The 20,709-nt window shown below is 74.5% G+C and carries 17 protein-coding genes; 11 read left to right on the top strand and 6 right to left on the bottom strand.

Annotated features, from left to right (window positions below):
* Nucleotides 1-129: 129 nt before the first annotated feature.
* Nucleotides 130-735, bottom strand: a complete 606-nt coding sequence (locus J5Y04_RS05015) for a helix-turn-helix transcriptional regulator (protein ID WP_209410532.1) — start codon at nucleotides 733-735, stop codon at nucleotides 130-132.
* Nucleotides 736-881: 146 nt separating this feature from the next.
* Between J5Y04_RS05015 and J5Y04_RS05010 the strand changes: the two genes are divergently transcribed.
* Nucleotides 882-1,163: a DUF6158 family protein gene (locus tag J5Y04_RS05010; RefSeq protein ID WP_209410531.1), complete on the top strand. Its 282-nt coding sequence runs from the start codon at nucleotides 882-884 to the stop codon at nucleotides 1,161-1,163.
* 122 nt (nucleotides 1,164-1,285) lie between these two features.
* Entirely contained in the window at nucleotides 1,286-2,674 is a 1,389-nt protein-coding gene (locus tag J5Y04_RS05005) for an NADP-dependent succinic semialdehyde dehydrogenase (RefSeq protein ID WP_209410530.1), read from the top strand.
* Between the two features lie 103 nt (nucleotides 2,675-2,777).
* Here the strand turns inward: J5Y04_RS05005 and J5Y04_RS05000 are convergent, their stop codons facing one another.
* Both J5Y04_RS05000 and J5Y04_RS04995 read right to left on the bottom strand, forming a co-directional pair.
* Nucleotides 2,778-3,056, bottom strand: coding sequence for a hypothetical protein (locus J5Y04_RS05000; RefSeq protein ID WP_209410529.1), 279 nt, complete (start codon nucleotides 3,054-3,056; stop codon nucleotides 2,778-2,780).
* A 43-nt stretch (nucleotides 3,057-3,099) separates the two neighbouring features.
* Entirely contained in the window at nucleotides 3,100-4,191 is a 1,092-nt protein-coding gene (locus J5Y04_RS04995; RefSeq protein WP_209410528.1) for a Ku protein, read from the bottom strand.
* Nucleotides 4,192-4,425: 234 nt separating this feature from the next.
* On the opposite strand from J5Y04_RS04995, the gene J5Y04_RS04990 reads away from it, so the two are divergent.
* The gene (locus J5Y04_RS04990) at nucleotides 4,426-4,695 is read left to right on the top strand and encodes a hypothetical protein (protein WP_209410527.1); all 270 of its coding nucleotides are present in this window, start codon (nucleotides 4,426-4,428) and stop codon (nucleotides 4,693-4,695) included.
* An 88-nt stretch (nucleotides 4,696-4,783) separates the two neighbouring features.
* Nucleotides 4,784-7,015 carry an MMPL family transporter gene (locus J5Y04_RS04985; protein ID WP_209410526.1) on the top strand — a complete coding sequence of 744 codons (2,232 nt, stop codon included), beginning with the start codon at nucleotides 4,784-4,786 and terminating at the stop codon, nucleotides 7,013-7,015.
* Between the two features lie 12 nt (nucleotides 7,016-7,027).
* On the opposite strand, the gene J5Y04_RS04980 is transcribed toward J5Y04_RS04985, so the two are convergent.
* The gene (locus tag J5Y04_RS04980; protein WP_209410633.1) at nucleotides 7,028-8,290 is read right to left on the bottom strand and encodes a metallophosphoesterase; all 1,263 of its coding nucleotides are present in this window, start codon (nucleotides 8,288-8,290) and stop codon (nucleotides 7,028-7,030) included.
* 277 nt (nucleotides 8,291-8,567) lie between these two features.
* Between J5Y04_RS04980 and J5Y04_RS04975 the strand changes: the two genes are divergently transcribed.
* From J5Y04_RS04975 to J5Y04_RS04965, 3 genes are all read left to right on the top strand, one after another.
* Complete coding sequence (locus J5Y04_RS04975) at nucleotides 8,568-10,043, top strand: amino acid permease (protein ID WP_209410525.1); 1,476 nt, start codon at nucleotides 8,568-8,570, stop codon at nucleotides 10,041-10,043.
* A gap of 257 nt (nucleotides 10,044-10,300) precedes the next feature.
* Entirely contained in the window at nucleotides 10,301-11,332 is a 1,032-nt protein-coding gene (locus tag J5Y04_RS04970; RefSeq protein ID WP_209410524.1) for an EI24 domain-containing protein, read from the top strand.
* A 565-nt stretch (nucleotides 11,333-11,897) separates the two neighbouring features.
* Nucleotides 11,898-12,614, top strand: coding sequence for a transglycosylase SLT domain-containing protein (locus J5Y04_RS04965; RefSeq protein ID WP_209410523.1), 717 nt, complete (start codon nucleotides 11,898-11,900; stop codon nucleotides 12,612-12,614).
* 82 nt (nucleotides 12,615-12,696) lie between these two features.
* On the opposite strand, the gene J5Y04_RS04960 is transcribed toward J5Y04_RS04965, so the two are convergent.
* Nucleotides 12,697-13,311: a TetR family transcriptional regulator gene (locus tag J5Y04_RS04960; RefSeq protein ID WP_245204340.1), complete on the bottom strand. Its 615-nt coding sequence runs from the start codon at nucleotides 13,309-13,311 to the stop codon at nucleotides 12,697-12,699.
* Between the two features lie 106 nt (nucleotides 13,312-13,417).
* Between J5Y04_RS04960 and J5Y04_RS04955 the strand changes: the two genes are divergently transcribed.
* On the top strand, nucleotides 13,418-14,971 hold the full coding sequence (locus J5Y04_RS04955) for an MFS transporter (RefSeq protein ID WP_209410521.1): 1,554 nt from the start codon (nucleotides 13,418-13,420) through the stop codon (nucleotides 14,969-14,971).
* Between the two features lie 404 nt (nucleotides 14,972-15,375).
* Nucleotides 15,376-16,398 carry a glycosyltransferase family A protein gene (locus J5Y04_RS04950; protein ID WP_209410520.1) on the top strand — a complete coding sequence of 341 codons (1,023 nt, stop codon included), beginning with the start codon at nucleotides 15,376-15,378 and terminating at the stop codon, nucleotides 16,396-16,398.
* 53 nt (nucleotides 16,399-16,451) lie between these two features.
* Here the strand turns inward: J5Y04_RS04950 and J5Y04_RS04945 are convergent, their stop codons facing one another.
* Nucleotides 16,452-17,069, bottom strand: coding sequence for a hypothetical protein (locus tag J5Y04_RS04945; RefSeq protein ID WP_209410519.1), 618 nt, complete (start codon nucleotides 17,067-17,069; stop codon nucleotides 16,452-16,454).
* Between the two features lie 124 nt (nucleotides 17,070-17,193).
* Between J5Y04_RS04945 and J5Y04_RS04940 the strand changes: the two genes are divergently transcribed.
* Complete coding sequence (locus J5Y04_RS04940; protein WP_209410518.1) at nucleotides 17,194-20,082, top strand: FAD-binding and (Fe-S)-binding domain-containing protein; 2,889 nt, start codon at nucleotides 17,194-17,196, stop codon at nucleotides 20,080-20,082.
* A 110-nt stretch (nucleotides 20,083-20,192) separates the two neighbouring features.
* On the top strand, nucleotides 20,193-20,678 hold the full coding sequence (locus J5Y04_RS04935; protein WP_209410517.1) for a hypothetical protein: 486 nt from the start codon (nucleotides 20,193-20,195) through the stop codon (nucleotides 20,676-20,678).
* The last annotated feature ends 31 nt before the right edge of the window (nucleotides 20,679-20,709 follow it).

The following is a 20,709-nucleotide window of genomic DNA, read 5'->3' as shown; positions in this document are numbered from 1 at the left end:
GGGCAAGTCCCGCTCCGTGCGCACCGGGCCGGCTGACGCTCTCGCCGGCCCAGAGCAGCCGGAAGTCGCGCCGGGCCAGCAGGCCCCACCGTGAGCGGCGCGGCGCGGCGGCCGGGGTGAGGGCGGCACTCACGGCCGGGCGGGGACGCTGTGGGCGAAGGCGAAGACGGACTCCCGCTCCCGCCCGTCCTCGGGCACCGGCCGGGCGGCCCACCGTTCCAGGACCGCCACCAGGTCGGCCGCGAGCTCGCGGGCCTCCTCGGGGGTGAGCCGGAGCCAGGTCTCGGTGGCCACGGCGCAGCCCTGGTGCCACTGCGGGTCGTACTCCGACCGCACGGCCGGCCAGGCGCGCACCAGGCCGGCCTGGCGCTCCAGCTGGAGCGAGCCCGCGGCCTCGGCGACCGCCTCGGCGACCGGGTCGTTCTCGAAGTCGGCCCGCACCCAGCGCAGGTTCCCGGGAGTCAGGCGCCACCACCGCTCACGCCGGTCCCGGGCCAGCTCGGGCGCCTCCTCGATCAGGTCGGCGCCCGCCAGCACCTTGAGGTGGTGGCTGACGTTGCCGACGGCCTGGTCGGTGCGCTCGGCCAGCAGGCCGACGGTGGCGGCGCCGTCGACCCTCAGCACGTCGAGCAGGCGGCGGCGGACCGGGTGGGTGAGGGCGGCCAGGACGCGGGAGTCGGAGATCTGGCGGACGTCGCTCCGCGCGGCGGCCAGGGCTTCTGATTCGTCGGTCATGCGGCGAGCATATAGACAAGAGCTCTTGTACGACAGTGATTGTACGAGAACTCTTGTTCACCTGCGGGCCCGTCCGCGCGGGTGTACCGGCGCCGGTCCCGGGGCACCGGGTAGTCGGGGGGCTTCCCGCCGAGGAGGTAGTGGACATGCGGCACCCCGACGCTCCGCACACCAGGCCCGAGGGCATCTCCCCGCACGCCCTGGGCAACGACACGCTGCTGCACGAGCTGGAGCAGCTGCACCGGACCCGGCACGAGACCTTTCTCTACGGGTCGGAGGACGCGCTGAAACGCCACACCCTGCGGACCGGGCAGCTGGAGGCGGAGTACCTGCACCGCTTCCCCGGCCGGCAGGTCACCGCCGCCCGTACCAGGGCCGGCGCACGGGCCCGGGAGGCGGCGGCCAGGGTGGAGTCGCTGCCGGAGTGACGGCGGCGCCGCGCCGCCCGGCGGGACACGCCGGGCGGCGATGGCGTGCCCCGGGCCGGGGCGTCGGCGAGGGTGGAGGCAGACCCGGCACGACAACCCCGCGGACACCTGGGAGCCCATCCATGCCCATCGCAAGCGTCAACCCCGCGACCGGCGAGACCCTGGAGACCTTCGAACCGCTGGACGCCGCCGGCCTCGAACAGCGGCTGGCCCGCGCCGAGGAGGCGTTCCGCACCTACCGCACCACCTCCTTCGCGTACCGCGCCGAACTGCTGCGCCGCGCCGCCGACCTGCTGGACGAGGACCGGGAGTCCGTCGCCCGCACGATGACCGAGGAGATGGGCAAGCCGCTGACCGCCGCCCGCGCCGAGGCCGCCAAGTGCGCGAAGGCCATGCGCTGGTACGCCGAGAACGCCGAGGCACTGCTCGCCGACGAGCACCCCGACCCGGCCGACGTCGCCGACTCCGGCGCCGCCCGCGCCTACGTCCGCTACCGCCCGATCGGGGCGGTGCTCGCCGTGATGCCGTGGAACTTCCCGTTCTGGCAGGTGGTGCGGTTCGCGGCGCCGGCCCTGATGGCGGGCAACGTGGGCCTGCTCAAGCACGCCTCGAACGTGCCGCGGACGGCGGTGGCGCTGGAGGAGCTGTTCCGCCGGGCCGGCTTCCCCGACGGATGCTTCCAGACGCTGCTGATCGGCTCCGGCGCGGTCGAGGGCGTCATCCGCGACCGCCGGGTGGCCGCGGTGACCCTGACCGGCAGCGAGCCGGCCGGCCGGGCGGTCGCCGCCACCGCCGCCGACGAGGTGAAGAAGTCGGTGCTGGAGCTGGGCGGCAGCGACCCGTTCGTCGTCCTGCCCAGCGCCGACCTGGACGCCGCCGTCAGCACCGCCGTCCGGGCCCGGGCACAGAACAACGGCCAGTCCTGCATCGCCGCCAAGCGCTTCATCGTGCACGCGGACGTGTACGAGCCGTTCACCGCCGCCTTCACCGCGGCGATGCGGGCCCTGACCGTCGGCGACCCGATGGACGAGGCGACCGAGGTCGGCCCGCTGGCCAGCCCGCAGGGGCGGACCGACCTGGAGGAGCTGGTCGAGGACGCGCGGGCGCACGGCGCCCGGGTGGAGTGCGGCGGCCGGCGCCCCGAGGGCCTGGACGCCGGCTGGTTCTACGAGCCGACCGTGCTGACCGGCATCACCCCGGCGATGCGGATCCACCTGGAGGAGACCTTCGGGCCGGTCGCGACCGTCTACCGGGCCGCCGACGTGGACGAGGCGGTGGCGCTCGCCAACGACACGCCGTTCGGGCTCAGCTCCAACGTCTGGACCAACGACCCGGCGGAGCAGGAGCGCTTCGTCCGCGACATCCAGGCCGGCGCGGTGTTCTTCAACGGCATGACGGCCTCGCACCCGGCGCTGCCGTTCGGCGGGGTCAAGCGCTCGGGCTTCGGGCGGGAGTTGTCGGGCCACGGGATCCGGGAGTTCTGCAACGTGACCACGGTCTGGGTCGCGTAACGGCGGCGCCCCCGCGGACGCGGTCGCCCGGCGGGGAGCCGGTGCCCGCTCCCCCACGGTGCCGGTGCCCGCCCGGCCGGGAGCCGGGCGGGCACCGGAGGGGTCAGCCGGCCGTCCGGTGCCTTCCCGGTCCGGGTGTCATCCAGCGCGCGATCATGCCGACGAGGGCGATCACGGTCACGCCCCAGACGATGCTGAAGAGGACCAGCCACCGCCACGAGGTCTGGGACCCGATCGCCCCCAGGCCGAGCGAGAGCGCGACCAGGAGGACCACGGCGGTCGGGGTGAGGCTGAGCAGGGCGTGCCAGGCACGGTGCGCCCAGCTCGGGTGCTGGGGCGCGTCGGGACCGTTGTCGAGGTCCTTGTAGGTGAGCAGGTCCATCTGGGTTCGCCTCCGGACGTCGGGGGGACTGCCGGTACGCAGCTCACGAGGCCTTGCGGGGAGCTGCGGACTTCCTGGTGGTGGCCTTCTTCGCGGTGGTCGCGTCCGTGGCCGCCGTGTTCGCGGCGGTCTTCTTCGCGGCCGTGGTCTTCGCGGCGGTGGTCTTCGCGGTGCTCTTCCGCGCCGTGGTGGTCTTCGCGGCCGCCGCCTTCCCGGTGCCGTCGGCGCTCCTCCCGGCCGCCTTCGCGGCGGCGGCGCGCTTGCGGGGCGCCGGCTTCTCCGCCGGCTCCTCCGCCGCGCCCGGCTCCGCGGCCGCCTCCCCGGGCTCCGCGGCCGGCCCGGCGTGGCCGCGCCGGTGCCCGCCCTTGGCCTCCTTGAGGCTGCTGCGCAGCGCCTCCATCAGGTCGATGACGTTGTCCGGGGCCTCGCCCGGCTCCTCCTCGTGCGGCACCTCGACGCCCTGCAACCGCGCCTCGATGACCTGTTGCAGCGCCTGCTGGTAGTCGTCGTGGAGCTGGGAGAGGTCGAAGTCCTCGGAGAGGGTGTCCATCAGCGAACGCGCCATCTTGAGCTCCTGCGGCCGCACGGTCACCTCCTCCTCGGGCGCGATCCCGGCCGCCGGCCGCACCTCGTCGGGCCAGATGCAGGTCTGCAGCACCAGGGTCCCGTCGTGGACCCGCAGCACCGCCGGGGACTCCCTGCTGCGCAGCGCGATCTTGGTGACGGCGATCTGGCCGGAGTCGGTGAGCGCGTCGCGCAGCAGCGCGTACGGCTTGGCCGCGGCCTTGTCGGCCACGCCGACGTAGTACGCCTTGGAGAACATCAGCGGGTCGATCTCGCCGGCGTCCACGAAGGCCAGCACGTCGATGATCTTCTTGCTGGGCAGCGGCAGGTCGGCGAGGTCCTCGTCGCTCAGCGTGACGGTGCGGCCGTCGGGGGACTCGTAGCCCTTGGCGATCTCCGCGTACGGGACTTCCTTCTCCTCCTGCTCGCAGTAGCGCTTCATCCGCACCCGTCCGCCGTCCTTGGCGTGCACCTGGTGCAGCGGGACGTCGTGCTCCTGGGTGGCGGAGTACAGGTGCACGGGGATGCTGACCAGCCCGAAGCTGATCGTCCCCTTCCAGGTGGTCTGCATGGGGTCGCCCCTTCCCGGAGTTCCCCCTACCGGAGATTTCCCACTCTGCCCGGATTCACCCCGATCGGCCACACGATCCCGCGCCCGTGCCCGAGCCGCCCGGCGGGTCGGGGCGGCCGGCGCGACAATGGGCGGGCGGAGCAGCGCGTCGGCGGAGCAGCGGGCAAGCGGGGCAGGGGACTGCCGGAGCAGCGCGCCGGCGGACGCAATCGGCGGGCGGAGCGAGGAGGTGCCATGCCGACGACCAGGGTGCCCCCGCCCCCGGACCGGACCACCTACGCCGTGACCTACGCCGTGGCCGGGGAGCCCGGGGTGCGGCGGGCGGAGGTGACCGTGGTGCCCGGGTACTCGCAGGAGAGCGACATCCCGCGCCTGCTGGCCGCCCGTCTCACCGGCCGGCCGGCGGACGCCCGGCGGATCGTCCTGCTGGCGCTGCGGGAGACCGGAACCGCCGCGCGCCGCGCGCGCCGCCGAACGGGGCACCGGGGCGTGTCCCCGGCCTGATCGGCGCCGCCCGCTCCTTAGCATCGGGGCTCGACCGTGCCGCCCGGCCGTGGGTGAATCCGCCTGGCCACCTCCCCCAGGAGCGCTCATGGCGTCCTCCCCCGGTGTCACCGACCAGGCCACGCGCCCCGCCCGGCGCAGTTCCCTGCGCGCCCTCGGCGAGTGGTGCGCCCGCCGCCCCGTCCTCGTCCTCGTCCTCTGGCTGGTCGCGCTGGCCGGTGTCCAGGTGATCGACCGCGCGGTCGGCGGCACGTTCTCGGACGACTTCTCGCTCTCGCAGACCCAGGCCCAGCAGGGCCGCGACGTCCTCCGGGCCCACGAGCCGACGGTGGGCGGCACCAGCGCCCAGGTGGTGCTCCACGACGCCCGGCCGCTGACCGGCTTCCAGAGCCAGGTCGACCAGGCGGTCGCCTCCCTGGGCCGGCTGCCGCACGTGCAGTCCGTGCAGAGCCCGCTGCCCCCGGCCGGCCAGTCGGCCCCGCCCGGCGGCCCGCTCGCCGCGGACGGCCTCACCGGCTACATCACGCTCCGCTTCGACGTGAACCCCACCACCCTCGGTGACGAGTACCTCGACGGGGTGGACGCCGCCGTCGCCCCGCTGCGGGACGCCGGGGTGCAGGTGGAGTACGGCGGTCCGCTCGGCGAGCTGGCGCGCCCGGCGGCCGACGACCGGGTCAGCGAACTGATCGGCTTCGGGGTCGCCGTCATCGTGCTGCTGATCGGTTTCGGCAGCGTCATCGCGGCCGGCCTGCCCCTGGTCACCGCCCTGATCGGCGCCGTCGTCGGGCTCGGACTGCTGGGCCTGCTGGCCGCGGCCACCACCTTCGCCACCGTGGCCCCGACCCTGGCGACCATGATCGGCATCGGGGTCGGCATCGACTACGCCCTGTTCCTGCTCACCCGGCACCGGCAGAGCCTGATGGACGGCAGGGACCCGGTGACCGCCGCCGGGCACGCCGTGGCCACCAGCGGCCGGGCGGTGCTGGTCTCCGGCTGCACGGTGGTCATCGCCCTGGCCGGCCTGGCCGTCTCGCGGGTGAACTTCATCGCCAAGCTGGGCGCCGCCGCCGGGGTGACCGTGGTCTCCGCCGTGCTCGCCGCGCTGACCCTGCTCCCCGCGCTGATGGGACTGATCGGCCGCCGGATGGACCGCTGGACCGTGCACCGGCCGGTCGCCGAGACCGGGGCCGCACCCGGGGAGGAGATCACCGGCACCTGGCACCGCTACGCCCAGCGGGTGGAGCGCCGCCCCTGGTGGTTCCTGACGGCCGGGGTGGTCGTCGTCGGCATCCTCGCCGTCCCGCTGTTCTCCATCCAGCTCGGCCACATCGACGACGGTGCCGACCCGGTCTCGTTCACCGACCGGCGTGCCTTCGACCTGATGTCCGACGCCTTCGGCCCCGGCTCGAACGGCCCGATCACCGTGGTCGTCGACCAGAGCGCCGTCCCGGCCGGCTCCCGGCCCGCCGTGCAGAGCGCCGTCCAGCAGTCGCTCACCGGCCTGCCCGACGCGGCGGGCTCCACCCCGCTCCAGACCAGCACCGACGGCGACGTCCTCTTCAACACCGTCACCCCCGCCCAGCGGCCGCAGGACGAGAAGACCACCGACCTGGTCGGCCACCTCGCCGACACCGTCCTGCCGCAGGCCGTGGCGGGCACCGGCGCGAAGACCTACGTCACCGGCACGACCGCCGCCCAGGTCGAGTTCGGCGACATCGTGGCCGAACGCCTGCTGCCGATCATCGCCGTGGTGGTCGGCCTGGCCTTCCTGATCATCCTGCTGGTCTTCCGGGGCCCGCTGGTCGCGGTGAAGGCCGCCGTGCTCAACCTGATCTCCATCGCCGCCTCGTACGGCGTGCTGGTGGCGGTCTTCCAGTGGGGCTGGGGCGGGCCCGCCCTCGGGGTCTCCGGCACCGTGCCGATCGAGAGCTACGTGCCGATGATGATGTTCGCCATCGTCTTCGGCCTCAGCATGGACTACGAGATCTTCCTGCTGTCCCGGGTGCACGAGGCGTGGCTGCGCACCGGGGACAGCCGGGGCAGCGTCGCCCACGCCCTGGAGATCACCGCCCGGGTGATCAGCTGCGCGGCGCTCATCATGGTCAGCGTCTTCGCCGCCTTCATCGTCAGCGACAACATCGTCATCAAGATGATGGGCCTCGGGCTGGCCGTCAGCGTGCTGATCGACGCCACCGTGGTGCGGCTGCTCCTGGTACCGGCCGTGATGACCCTGCTCGGTCCCGCCGCCTGGTGGACTCCGCGGTGGCTGGACGGGGTGCTGCCGCACATCGACACCGAGGGCGAGGGCGAGCAGGCCTGACCCCGGGCGCGCTCAGGCCCGGAGCGAGGCCAGCGTGACGATGGTGATGTCGGACGGTGCCCCGACCCGGACGGGCGGGCCCCAGGCCCCGGCGCCGCGGGTCACGTACAGCTGGGTGTCGCCGTACCGCTCCAGCCCGGCGACGGTGGGGTTGGCCAGTTCGGCGAGGTAGTTGCCGGGCCAGAGCTGGCCGCCGTGGGTGTGGCCGGAGAGCTGGAGGTCGACGCCGTGCCGCACGGCGTCGTGGATGGTCACCGGCTGGTGCGAGAGCAGCACGGAGGTGCGGGCGCGGTCGCGGTCGCCGAGCGCCTTGGCGAAGTCCGGGCCGTCGCCCTCGGAGCGCCCGGCGAGGTCGTTGACCCCGGCCAGGTCGAACCCGGGCAGCTCGACGCGCGCGTTCTGCAGCGGGTGGACGCCCAGCTCGCGGACGAAGTCGACCCAGGGCGCGGCGCCGGAGAAGTACTCGTGGTTGCCGGTGACGAAGTACGCGCCGTCGCGCGCCCGCAGCTGCGCCAACGGCTCGGCGGCCCGCCCGAGCTCGGGCACGGTGCCGTCGACCAGGTCGCCCACGATGGCGATCAGGTCGGGCCGGGCGCCGTTGATCGTGTCGACGATCCGCTGGGTGTGGCCGCGGCCGAGGATCGGCCCGAGGTGGATGTCGCTCACCACGGCGATCCGGTAGCCGTGCGCACCGGCGGGCAGCTTGGCCAGCGGCACGGTGACCTGCTTCAGCCGCGGCCCGCGCAGCACCCCGTACGCGCCGTTGCCGACCACGGCCGCGGCCGCGCCGGCGGCGCCGATCGCGACCGTACGGGCGACGAAGAGCCGGCGCTCGGGCGAGGGGGCGGTGTCCGTCGGCGCGGTGTCCTTCGGCGCGGTGTCCTTCGGCGCGGCGGCTTCCGTCGCGCCGGCCGCCGAGGCCTCCTGCGACGCGGGGGTCTCGTGCGATGCCGGGGACCGGCGACCCGGGAGGCGGAGCAGGAGCGGCCGGGCGGCCTCGCCGACCGCGAGCGCCATCAGCAGGTAGAGCAGCACCGCCAACCAGAGGTAGCCCGGCCAGGCCAGCCAGCGCTCGACGGACATCGGCAGCTTCCGCCCGCCGGCCAGCGCTCCCACCGCGAGCAGCGGCAGGACGACGGCGAGGACCGTCCCGGCCCGGCGCCAAGGGCCACCGGGCGCGGAGACGTCCCGCACCAGGCGCCGCCAGAGGTACCAGTGCGCGAGGGCCAGGACGGCGAGGACGGCGAGCAGGCCGAGCAGCACGAGGACGATCATCACGCGGACAGTATGGACGGCCCGCCGCCCGGCTCCCGCAGCGGGCCCCGAGGGGCTCCGAAAGGCCTGACGATGCCTCAGATTTGAGCTTTCCGCGACATCTTTTCACCCGCTCTGACCTGGCACTTTGCGTCCGCTGAGCGAACAATTGCGCGACCCTTGTTCCGATACTCGTAGGTAGAAGTTAGGTTGCACCGCATTGCGCGGGTACGTCCCCCACCCTCCGGTGCACGAGCCGAGGGTCAGCCGCGCTGGAAAGGCACAGGGCTCACCCTCCATGAGTGCGGAAACCACCACTACGGCCGGATCGCCGCCGGCCGACGCCGTCCCCCCGCAGCACGGCCAGGCCGGCCGGGGCGGTCACGGCGCACCCGGTCACGGCGCCGACGGGCACCTGAAGGCCGGGCTCAAGAACCGCCACCTGTCGATGATCGCGATCGGCGGCGTGATCGGCGCCGGCCTCTTCGTCGGCTCCGGCGCGGGCATCGCGTCCACCGGCCCCGGCATCCTGCTCTCCTACACGCTGGCCGGTGTGCTGGTCGTGCTGGTGATGCGGATGCTCGGCGAGATGGCGGCGGCCGACCCGCAGAGCGGCTCCTTCTCCGCGTACGCGGACCGGGCGCTCGGCCGCTGGGCCGGGTTCACCATCGGCTGGCTCTACTGGTTCTTCTGGGTCGTGGTGCTGGCCGTCGAGGCCACCGCCGGTGCGAAGATCCTCAACAACTGGGTGCCCGGGGTGCCGCAGTGGGGTTGGGCGCTGATCGTGATGGCGGTGCTCACCGCCACCAACCTCTTCTCGGTCGCCTCCTACGGCGAGTTCGAGTTCTGGTTCGCCGGGATCAAGGTGGTGGCGATCGCCGCCTTCCTGGTGATCGGCACCCTGGCCGCGTTCGGGCTGCTGCCCGGCACCCACGCGGTCGGCACGACGAACCTGGTCGGCCACGGCGGCTTCCTGCCGCACGGCGTGGGGGCGGTCTTCACCGGCATGCTCACCGTCGTCTTCGCCTTCATGGGCAGCGAGATCGTCACCCTGGCCGCCGGCGAGTCCGAGGACCCGGAGAAGGCGGTCAGCAAGGCCACCAACAGCGTGATCTGGCGGATCGGCGTCTTCTACCTGGGTTCCATCCTGCTCGTGGTCACCCTGCTGCCGTGGGACTCCGACGCGGTCAAGGGCAGCCCGTACGTCGCCGTGCTGGAGCACGTCGGCATCCCGGGCGCCGGCCAGGTGATGGACGTGATCGTGCTGACGGCCGTGCTCTCCTGCCTCAACTCGGGCATGTACACCGCCTCGCGGATGGCGTTCTCGCTCGGCCAGCGCGGCGACGCCCCCAAGGCCTTCGCGACCGTGAACCGGCGCGGTGTGCCGATGGTCGCGATCCTGTCCTCGGTGGTCTTCGGCTTCGTCGCCGTCTTCTTCAACTACACCTCCCCCAACACCGTCTTCTCCTTCCTGCTCAACTCCTCCGGTGCGGTCGCGCTCTTCGTCTGGCTGGTGATCTGCTTCTCCCAGCTGAAGATGCGCAAGATCATCGAGAACGAGATGCCGGAGCGCCTGACCGTCCGGATGTGGCTGTACCCCTACCTCACCTGGGCCGCCATCGGCATGATCGGGTTCGTGGTGGCGTACATGTTCACCGACGCCGACGGGCGCAAGCAGATGTACCTGTCGTTGGTCGCCGCAGCCATCGTGCTGACGGCGTCGGCCGTGGTGGGCCGCCGGCGACGGGCTGCGGCGGTGGCGCCGGCCGCCTGAGCCGGACCGCGCCGCCCGCGAACGCCGGGCCCGGAAGCCGTTGCGGAGGCTCCCGGGCCCGGTGCCGTTTTCCGGGCCCGGTGCCGTCTTCCCCGGCACTGCGCCGGTGGGCCCCGGTGCCGCAGTGACGCAGGGCCGGTGCCGCAGTGACGCAGGGCCGGTGCCGCAGGGCCGCAGGGCGCCGGCGGGGCCGTCGGCACCGGACCGTGACGGGACGGATATGACCCGCCGACGGCCAGCCCCTACCCTTTTCCCCTATGCGAGATCTTGTGGCGGGGATGGGGTACCTGGCCAAGGGCCAGAAGTGGGTGGGGCGGCACGGCCGCTGGTGGGCGTTCGGGATGATCCCCGCGCTGCTCACCCTGATCGGGTACGCGGTGGCACTGGGGTTCCTCGGCGGATGGTCGGAGGACCTCGCCACCTGGGCCACCCCGTTCGCGGACGACTGGGGCTCGCCCTGGCAGGGCCTGCTGCGCGGCGCACTCGCCCTGATCGTCTTCGGCGGCGGACTGCTGATCTCGCTGATCACCTTCACCGCCGTCACCCTGCTGGTCGGCCAGCCCTTCTACGAGTCGCTCTGCGAGAAGGTGGACGAGACCGAGGGCGGGGCGCCCACCCCGCCGGACGTGCCGCTCTGGCGCGAGCTGGTGGTCTCCGCCCGGGACAGCCTCCACGTACTGGTGCGGGTGGCCGGGTTCGGCGTCCTGCTGTTCGCCTGCGGGTTCATCCCCGTGGTCGGGCAGACCCTGGTACCGGTCGCCGGCTTCCTCGTCACCGGGTTCTTCATGGCCGTCGAGCTGACCGCGGTCGCCCTCCAGCGGCGCGGGGTGCCGCAGCGCGAGCGGATCCGGCTGCTGCGCGCCCGCCTCGGACTGACGCTCGGCTTCGGCGTCCCCCTGATCCTGGCGTTCCTGATCCCCTTCGTCACCGTTCTCGCCATGCCGGGTGCGGTGGCCGGCGCCACGCTGCTGGCCCGGGACCTGGTGCCGGTCGAGGAGGCCGCGGGCGAGGAGGAGGACGAGGACGCCCCCGCCGACGAGGCCATTCCGGACGTCCCCTCCTACCCCGCGTACGGGGAGCAGCAGCCGGTGCCCGGCAACCCGTACGCGAACGGTCCGGCCACCGGGCAAGGACCGTACGCGAGCGCTCCGCCCACCGGGCAGCACCCGTACGCGAACGCCCCGGTGGCTCCCGGGCAGAACCCGTACACGAACGCTCCGACCGCCGGACAGCACCCGTACGCGAACGCTCCGGTGACCCCCGAGCACAACCCGTACCGGGGCCACTGATCCGGTGACCGGCCGGTCACGCTGCGCCCACCCCCGGCAGGCCGGGGTGTGAGGCCTCCCACACGGCCTTTCGCATCTACTGCCGCCGATAGTGGCAGGCCACCCGCGGGGGCGGCCGGGGCGGCCGGGAGTGCCCCTGCCGGACCGGTCCGGCCCGGCCGCGGAGCCGGTCCGGACCCGGAAGAACGCAGGCGGCGGGCCGGTTGGGGCCGATCGTTCGTCGACGACGCAGGCAACTCGCCCCCTCTTTGCACAAAACGGACAAATCGCCCAGAGGCGCCCGGCTCCGGCCGGGCGCCTCGCCGTTTCCGCCGCCCCTGGCCACTACCGCGCGTAGTAGCAGGCGGCTTTGCCGCCCCCGCCGCGCTCTGCCAAGAATGGCCCGTCGCCAGGCAGCGCGGACCGGCCCCGGCCGCCGCGCAACCCGCCCGCCCCGCCCTCACCGCCGGGGTGCCATGGCCGTCCCGGACGGCATTGCGGGCCCTGCTCACCCGAGCCCCGCCCCGCGTGCCGGATGCCCCCGCGCTCCCGACACGGCCCCCGACGGAAAAGGATCGTCCGCTCCATGCAGCTCAGCCATGCCCGCCGAAACTCGCTGATCACCGGTATCACCACCCTCGTGGTGGCGAGCGCGGCCACCGCCGCCCTCGCCATCCCGCAGAGCGGCGGCAACGTCGCCGAGGCCGCCGCCCCGGTGGCCGGGGTCGCCGGCGTCTCCGTGGACGGGCAGCCGGCTGCCGAGCAGGCCCCGGCCCCGCAGGCGGCCGACGCCGCTGCAGCCGCCGCCCAGGCCCAGGCCCAGGCCGACGCCGCTGCAGCCGCCGCCCAGGCCCAGGCCGACGCCGCTGCCGCCGCCGCGCAGGCCCAGGCCGCCGCCCAGGCGCAGGCCGAGGCCGAGGCGAAGGCCCAGGCGGACGCCAAGGCCAAGGCGGACGCCGACGCCGCCGCCTCCCGCTCGCAGGAGCGCGCCAAGCTCAACGCCAAGCCGAGCTACTCCGGCAGCCCGCGCGAGATCGCCGCCCAGATCGTCCCGGCCGGCCAGCTGCAGTGCTTCAGCAACATCGTGTCCCGCGAGAGCACCTGGAACCCGCTCGCCGTCAACGCCTCCTCCGGCGCCTACGGCCTGGTCCAGGCCCTGCCCGGCTCCAAGATGGCCTCCGCCGGCTCCGACTGGCGCACCAACCCGGCCACCCAGATCAAGTGGGGCCTGAACTACATGAACTCCCGCTACGGCAGCCCCTGCGCCGCCTGGTCGTTCTGGCAGGCGCACCACTGGTACTAGGCCGACCCCGGCACCGAAGGCCCCGCGCGGAGCTCCTCCGCGCGGGGCCTTCGGCCTTCTCCGTGCGAGCCCGCTCCCCCGCCTACCGGCCCGCGCGGGACGGTGCGGGCCGCACTCGCAGGGCGTGGCGCATGGCCGGGAGGTAGCTGCGGGCGATTTCATCAGCCGGGAGCGAAGCAACCGGTTCGAGGTGCAGCACGTACCGGGCCATGATCAGGCCGCCCAGGTGGGAGGCGAACTCGCAGGCGCGCCGACGGGCGTCCGCCCCGCCGATCCGGGCGGCGATCCGGTCGATCATCTCGCGCTGGACCACCTCGCTGACCAGCACCCCGGCGGCCGGGTCCTGGGCCGCGCCGCCCAGCATGGCGCGCAGCGGGGCGGCGTTCTCCGGGTCGTCCCACACGTGCAGCAGCTGGGTCAGCACCCGCTCCGGCAGGGTCTCCACCTCGCCTTCGAGGACGAGGGCGAGGCTCTCGGCGGGGTTGGCCGCCAGCGCGAGCGCGGCGCCGAACAGGCCCTTCTTGGAGCCGAAGAAGTAGCTGACCAGGGCGAGGTCGACGCCCGCCTCGGCGGCCACCGAACGCAGCGTGACGGCCTCGTACCCCTCGGCGAGGAACCGTCGGCGCGCGACGTCGAGGATCTGGGCGCGGGTGTCGGGGCTGCCCGTCCGCCGGCCCCGGCGCGGCGATTTATTCATCACGGTTGAAATCCTAGTCGCGACGCGCCCACTCTGGCCGCACCGAGCCGGCCCGCCCGAACCTCCGGGGTGCCGGCGCCCGTTCGCCAGGGAGAGAAGGACCGTCATGACCGTCACCGAGCCCGGGACAGGCCTCGGGGCCGCCCGACCGGACGCCGCCGCCTCCGGCGGGCCGGCCGTCCGCCACAACCTGGTCCTGCTCGTCACCTGCCTCGCGCTGGCCACCGTGGTCGCCGCGATGGCCTCGCTCAACGTGGCGCTGCCCGACATCGCCCGGGAGACGCGCGGCAGCCAGACCCAGCTCTCGTGGATCATCGACGCCTACAGCCTGGTTTTCGCCGCGCTCCTGCTGCCCGCGGGGGCGCTCGGCGACCGGTTCGGCCGCCGGCGCGCGCTGCTCGTCGGCCTCGCGCTGTTCGGCGGCGGGTCCGGACTGGCCGCGCTGACCACCGACCCGACCATGCTCATCGCGCTGCGCGGCCTGCTGGGCGTGGGCGCGGCCCTGGTCATGCCGGCCACCCTCTCCACCATCACCGGCACCTTCCCGCGCGCCCAGCGGGCCCGGGCCGTCAGCGTCTGGGCCGCCGTGGCGGGCGCCAGTGCGGTGGTCGGCCTGCTCGCCTCGGGGACGCTGCTGGAGCTCTGGTCCTGGCGCTCGGTGTTCCTGCTGAACGTGCTGCTCGCGCTGGCGGCGCTCGCCGGGACGCTGCTCTTCGTGCCCGAGTCGGCCGACCCGGACGCCCCGCGACTGGACGTCACCGGCGCCCTGCTGGTCATGGCCGGCCTGGGCACGCTGGTCTACTCCGTCATCGAGGCGCCGACCCGCGGCTGGGGCGAGCCGGTGACCCTGGGCGGCATCGCCGCCGGCCTGGCCGTGCTGGCCGGCTTCGTCGCCTGGGAGCTGCGGCGCCGCCACCCGCTGCTGGACCCGAGGCTCTTCCGCAACCGCCGGTTCGCGGCCGGCTCGCTGTCGATCACGTGCCAGTTCTTCGCCTTCTTCGGCTACATCTTCGTGATCATGCAGTACCTCCAGCTGGTGCGCGGCGACACCGCTCTGGTGGCGGCGGTCAGCGTGCTGCCGATGGCCGTGACGATGGTGCCGCTCTCCCGTCTCTCCCCGCGGCTGACCGCCCGCTTCGGCGACCGCGGCCCCTGGGTGACCGGGCTGGCGCTGATCGCGGCCGCGATGGCGGCGATCGGAGGACTCGGCGCCGACAGCCCGTACTGGCTGCTCGCGGCCGCCCTGCTGCTGCTCGGCGCCGGTTCGGGGCTGGCGATGACGCCCGCGACCACGGCCATCACGGACGCGCTGCCCCGCTCGCTCCAGAACGTCGGCTCGGCGGTGAACGACCTCTCCCGCGAACTGGGCGGCGCCCTCGGCATCGCCGTCCTCGGCAGCGTCCTCAGCGCCGGCTACCGGAGCAGCCTCGACGTCACCGGCCTGCCGCCGCAGCTGGCCGACGCGGCCCGCTCCTCGTTGGCCGCCGCCGCCCGCATCGGCGGCCCGGTCGGCGAGCACGCCCGGACGGCGTTCGTCGACGGCATGCACCTCACCCTGCTCACCGGGGCGGGTGTGGCGGCGCTGGCCGGCGTCGTGGTGGCGCTTCTGCTGCGACGGCCGGACCGGCGGCCGGACGGGCAGGCGGCCGCCCACCACTGACACGCCGTCCCGGGGACCGGCCGCGGTGACCCACCGCGGCCGGTCCGCCGCGCCGGGCGGTCCGCTGGGGTCCACTCGGGTCCGCTCGGGTCCGTTCGCGTCCACTCGGGTCCGCTCAGGTGCACTGGGGTCCGCTCGGGTCCGTTCGCGTCCGCTCAGGTCCGTTCGCGTCCGCCGGGGTCCGTTCGGGCCCGATCGGGTCGGGTCCTGGCTGGTCCGGCCGTGTCCGGACGAGCCAGGACCCAGGCGGCCCGGGTCGCGTCGGATCCGGGCCTGTCGTGGATGCGACCGGCATGACGAGTGAAGATATCGCGCACGCTCGTACGATTTGACGGGTATTGATCATACTTACGGAGTGTCAGGCCTTTGCCACCTCCCGCATCCGCTCCTTACGCTCCGGCCTCATGCCCTCACCTCTGATCAGCGTCGTAATCCCCGCCTACGACCAGCAGAAACAGCTGCCGGAGTGCCTGGACTCGCTGCTCGCCCAGTCCTTCCGCGACTTCGAGGTCGTCGTGGTCGCGGACCGCTCCCCCGACTCCCCGGCCGGGCTGGCCGACGCCTACGCGGCCCGGCACCCGCAGGTGTCGGCGCTCCACCTGGACGCCGCCGTCGGCGTGGGTGTCAGCCGCAACGCGGGGGCCGCCCGGGCCAAGGGCGAGTACCTGCTCTTCCTGGACGCCGACCACCTGCTGCCCCGGGACGCCCTCCAGGCCCTGGCCGACCGGCTGGCGCAGACCGGGCCGGTGGACGTCCTGCTCTTCGGGCACACCCGGCGGCACGGCGGGCGTGACTGGCCGGGCGGCGCGGAGACGCTCCTGGCCGAGGCCGGACCGGAGGTGTTCGGGCCGCTGGACCACCCCGAGCTGGTCGGCGCACCGGCGCTGGCCTGGGACCGGCTGTTCCGCCGGGAGCACTGGCAGCACCGTGGGCTGTCCTTCCCCGACGGCCGGTACGAGGAGATCCCGCCGGTCCACGCGGCGATGCTGACCGCCGGACGGGTCGCCGTACTGCCGCGCGCCTGCGTCCAGCTGCGCCGGCGGGAGACCGTCCACCCCACCGGCTCGCCGGGCAGCAGCCAGTTCGACATCTTCGAGCAGTACGAGCGGACCTTCGCGCTGCTGGAGGAGGTGCCCGCCCCGGACGCCGTCCGGGACGCGCTCTTCGTCCGGATGATCCGGCACTACCTCTTTGTCTTCGACCTCGCCGGGTGCGTGTCGCGCGCCGAGCGCCCGCAGTTCTTCCACCGCGCCGCCGACCACCACCGCCGCTTCCTGCCGGCCGGGCACCGGCGGCCCGCCGGCCGCGAGGGCGTGAAGTTCTCCCTGTTGGCCGGCGGCGCCTACCCGGCGTTCGAGATGGCCAAGCTCTCCCACATCGCCAAGGGCACCCTCACCGGTGCGTCGCGACGGCGGGCCTCGGTCTGAGGCCGTCGGGCCCGTCCTCGGACTCCCGCCCGGCGGCGGTCCGGCGACGGGCCCTACGCGTGGGCCGTGCCGCCGCCGGCGGCCATCGCGGCGGCGATCCGGCCGGCGGTCGCGGCCCCCGCCTCGGCGGACAGCGGCGGCAGGACGTCCATCCAGAGCGGCAGGGTGGAGCCGCGCAGCTGCATCATGCCCGCGGGCCGGGCGATCAGCCAGAGGTGCAGGTGCGCGGCGCCGTCGCCCCAGCGGTTCACGTGCACGCGGCCGATGCCGCCGAGCGAGAGCAGGGCCGCCTCCACCCTCTGCAGCATCGGGCCCAGCTCGGCGGCGCGCCCGGGCGGCAGGTCGAGCAGGTCGTGGTGGGCGCGCGGCTGGAGCAGGACGACGGCGGGCAGGCCGGAGGGCTCGTCGGTGCTGCTCAGCCGCCAGTGCTCGTCCGTCCAGAGGAAGTCCTCGTCCGGGCGGGCGCACTGCTTGCAGCTCTCCGGTCCCTCCTCGCCCTGGCGGGGCGGCTCGGGCAGCTCGGGCGCGACCAGCGCCTTGACCCTGAGCTCGCCCTCGTACGGGAAGATGTCCCAGGACGGGGCGCCGTCGACGGGGAAGGGCAGGGGCTCACCGATCGGCAGGCCGGCCAGGTACGCGTCGGGCCCGTCGGCCCGGTTCTCGTTGATCATGACAGTCGAGGGTGTCAGATGACACCCCGTCGGCGGAACCCCGGGGTTTCCGCGCCCCGGGCCGCGACCCGGCTGGGATGATCGGCGGCGGTACGCCAGCCCGCCCAACCCCGGGAGGACCACCGTGAGCCGACCGTCCGCCACCCCAGGCGCCGACCTCGCCCGGGAGCTGGCCGCCACGCTGCGCGGCGAGGTCCGCTTCGGCGCCGCCGAGCGCACCGTCTACAGCCACGACGCGTCCAACTACCGGCATCTGCCGCTCGGCGTGGTCAAGCCGGCCGACCTGGACGACGTGCGCACCGCGCTCGCGCTCTGCCGCCAGTACCGCGTCCCGGTGGTGCCGCGCGGGGCGGGGACCAGCATCGGCGGGCAGGCGATCGGCCCGGGCGCCGTCGTCCTGGACTTCCGGCGCCACCTGGGCGCGGTGCTCGGGGTGGACCGGGAGCGGCGCACCGCCCGGGTCGAACCCGGCGCCGTACTGGACGACCTCCAGCGGGCCGCCCGCCCGTACGGGCTGCGGTTCGGCCCGGACCCCTCCACCCACAGCCGGTGCACGCTCGGCGGCATGATCGGCAACGACTCGTGCGGCGCCCACTCGGTGGCCTGGGGGCGGACCGCCGACAACGTCGAATCGCTGGACCTGCTGCTCGCCGACGGCACCGAGCTGACCGTCGGCGGCCCGCTCGGGCCCGAAGGGCGCGCCGAGCTGCTCGGCCGACCCGGCCGGCCCGGCCGACTCCTCCGCGAACTGCACGAGTTCACCGAACGACACCTCGCCCTGATCCGTCAGGGCATGCCGGACCTGCCGCGTCGCACCTCCGGCTACCCGCTCGACGCACTGCTGCCCGAGCGCGGGTTCGACCTTGCCCGGGCGCTCACCGGCACCGAGGGCACCTGCGCACTGCTGCTCGGCGCGACCGTGCGGCTGGTCGAGGACCCGCCGGCCCGCGCCCTGGTGGTGGCCGGCTACCCCGACGAGACCGCCGCCGCCGACGCCGTCCCCGCACTGCTGCCGCTGCGCCCGCTGACCGTCGAGGGGATGGCCGCCGACCTGATCGCCGCGCTGCTCGCCGCCGGGCCCCGCCCGCCCGCACTGAACCGCTTGCCCGCGGGCGCCTGCTGGCTCTTCCTGGAGGTCGGTGGCGCCACCGCGCTGGAGGCCTACCAGGCCGCCCGAGGGCTCGCGGACGCGGTGCGCCGCGAGCCCTCGGCCGCCGTCTCCCTGGTCACCGACGCGGACGAGCAGCGCCAGCTCTGGGGGGTGCGCGAGGCCGGCGCCGGGATCGTCACCCGGCTGCCCGGCGGCGGCGAGGCCTGGCCCGGCTGGGAGGACTCGGCCGTCCCCCCGGAACGCCTCGGCGACTACCTGCGCGACCTGCGGGCCCTGCTGCGCCGGCACAGCCTGCACGGCGTCCCGTACGGGCACTTCGGCGAGGGCTGCGTCCACCTGCGGATCGACTTCCCGCTCACCGAGCCCCAAGGGGTTCTGGTCTTCCGGGAGTTCATGGAGCAGGCGGCCGATCTCGCGGTCTCGTACGGGGGTTCGCTCTCCGGCGAGCACGGGGACGGACAGGCCCGGGCCGAACTCCTTCCGCGCATGTACCGGCCGGAGATCATCGACCTGTTCCGCGGGTTCAAGCAGATCTGGGATCCGGAGAACCTGCTCAACCCGGGCTCCCTCGTCGACCCCCGTCCGCTCGACTCCGACCTGCGCCACGCCGGACCGGTACGCGAGCTGCCGCTCGCCCTCCCCTACGAGCAGGACGACGGCAGCCTCGCCAAGGCCGTGCGCCGCTGCGTCGGCGTGGCCAAGTGCGTGGACCCGAACACCGGGGTGATGTGCCCGAGTTACATGGCCACCGGAGAGGAGCGGCACTCCACCCGCGGCCGTGCCCGGCTGCTCGCCGAGATGCTGCGCGGCGGGGCGATCCCGGACGGCTGGCGCTCGCCGGAGGTCCGGGAGGCACTGGACCTGTGCCTCGGCTGCAAGGGCTGCGCGAGCGACTGCCCGGTCCACGTCGACATGGCCACCTACCGGGCCGAGTTCCTGTACCAGCACTACCGGCACCGGCCCCGGCCCGTCCCCCACTACTCGATGGGCTGGCTGCCGCTCTGGCTGCGGGCCGTCGCCCTCGCCCCCGGCGCGGCCAACCTGGTCGCCCGCTCCCCCGCGGCCGGCCTGCTGAAGAGGCTCGGCGGGGTGGACCCGCGCCGGGTGATCCCGGTGTTCCCGCCCGAGACCTTCACCCGCTGGTACCGCCGCCACCGCGCCGCCCACCCGGCCCCGGCGGGCGCGCGACCCGTCCTGCTCTGGCCGGACACCTTCTCCGACCACCTCCAGCCCAACGTGCTGCGCGCCGCCGTCGAGGTGCTGGAACACCTGGGCTTCGACGTCCGGCTGCCGTCCGGCCCGGTCTGCTGCGGCCTCACCTGGTACTCGACCGGCCAGCTCGGCACCGCCCGGCGGGTGATGCGCCGCAGCCTGCGCACGCTGGCCGCCACCGGCCTGCCCGCGGACACGCCGGTGGTCGGCATGGACCCGAGCTGCACCGCCACCCTGCGCGAGGACCTGCCCCGCCTGCTCGGGTCCGACGGCCGCCCGCTCGCCGAACGGACCCGCACCTTCGCCGAGTTCGTCGACGAGTACGCGCCGGAGGCCGAACTCCCCCGGGCTCCGGTCGACGCGATCACCCAGACCCACTGCCACCAGCACGCCGTGCTCGGCACCGCCGCCGACCGCCGGGTCGAGGCCCGGATGGGCCTGCGCAACCGGGTACTGGACTCCGGCTGCTGCGGCCTGGCCGGCAACTTCGGCTTCGAGCGGGGGCACTTCGAGGTCTCGGAGTCGATCGCCGAACGCGTCCTGCTCCCGGAGGTCCGGTCCGCCGACCCGTCCACGGTGATCCTGGCCGACGGCTTCAGCTGCCGCACCCAGATCTCCCAACTCGCCGGGGGCCGGCAGTCCCTGCACCTGGCGGAGCTGATGCAGCAGGCACTGCACCGGAGTCACTGACGGAACGGACGCGTTGCCCCGACACCCTTTCCCCCGGGGAACCAGTGGAGTTGAATAACCGTCACCTGTTCCGGAGCGCGAGGCCGAACGGCGTTGAGGGGGTTGCGGGGATGCTGGTGGAGGGAATGACGGCGCTGGCGGCGGCCGGAGGCGCGGGGATCGTCCAGGCGGCGGGGACGGACGTCTGGACCGCCCTGCGGGAACGCGTGGCCCGGCTGCTTGGCCGCGGCCGCCCGGAGGGCGAACGGGCCGTCCTGGAACGCCTCGACCGGACGCAGGAGGCCCTGGCGGCCGCCGCGCCCGGCGAGCTGGACCAGGTGTCCGGCCGACAGGCGGCCTCCTGGCAGACCCGGCTGGAGGACTTCCTGGACGAACTCGCCCCGGAGGAACAGGCGCAGGCCGCCGGACAGCTCCGCGCGCTGCTCGACGAGGCGGCCGCCCCCGAGGCGGCGGCCTCCGTCCGGGCCGAGAACAGCGGTGTGACCGCCGGCCGGGACATCGGCAACCACGGCGGCGCCATCGGCCGCGACTTCGCCGGCCCGGTCACCATCGGCACGCCCGACCGCCCTACCCCGCCGGGAGCGGCCCCGCGCTGACCGCTCCCGGGGCTCGTCCCGGCCCCGCCGC

Source organism: Kitasatospora sp. RG8 (assembly GCF_017813315.1).
GTDB lineage: Bacteria > Actinomycetota > Actinomycetes > Streptomycetales > Streptomycetaceae > Kitasatospora.
Note: the sequence above shows the minus strand (reverse complement) of the source record. Positions and strands in the feature narration are given on the sequence as shown.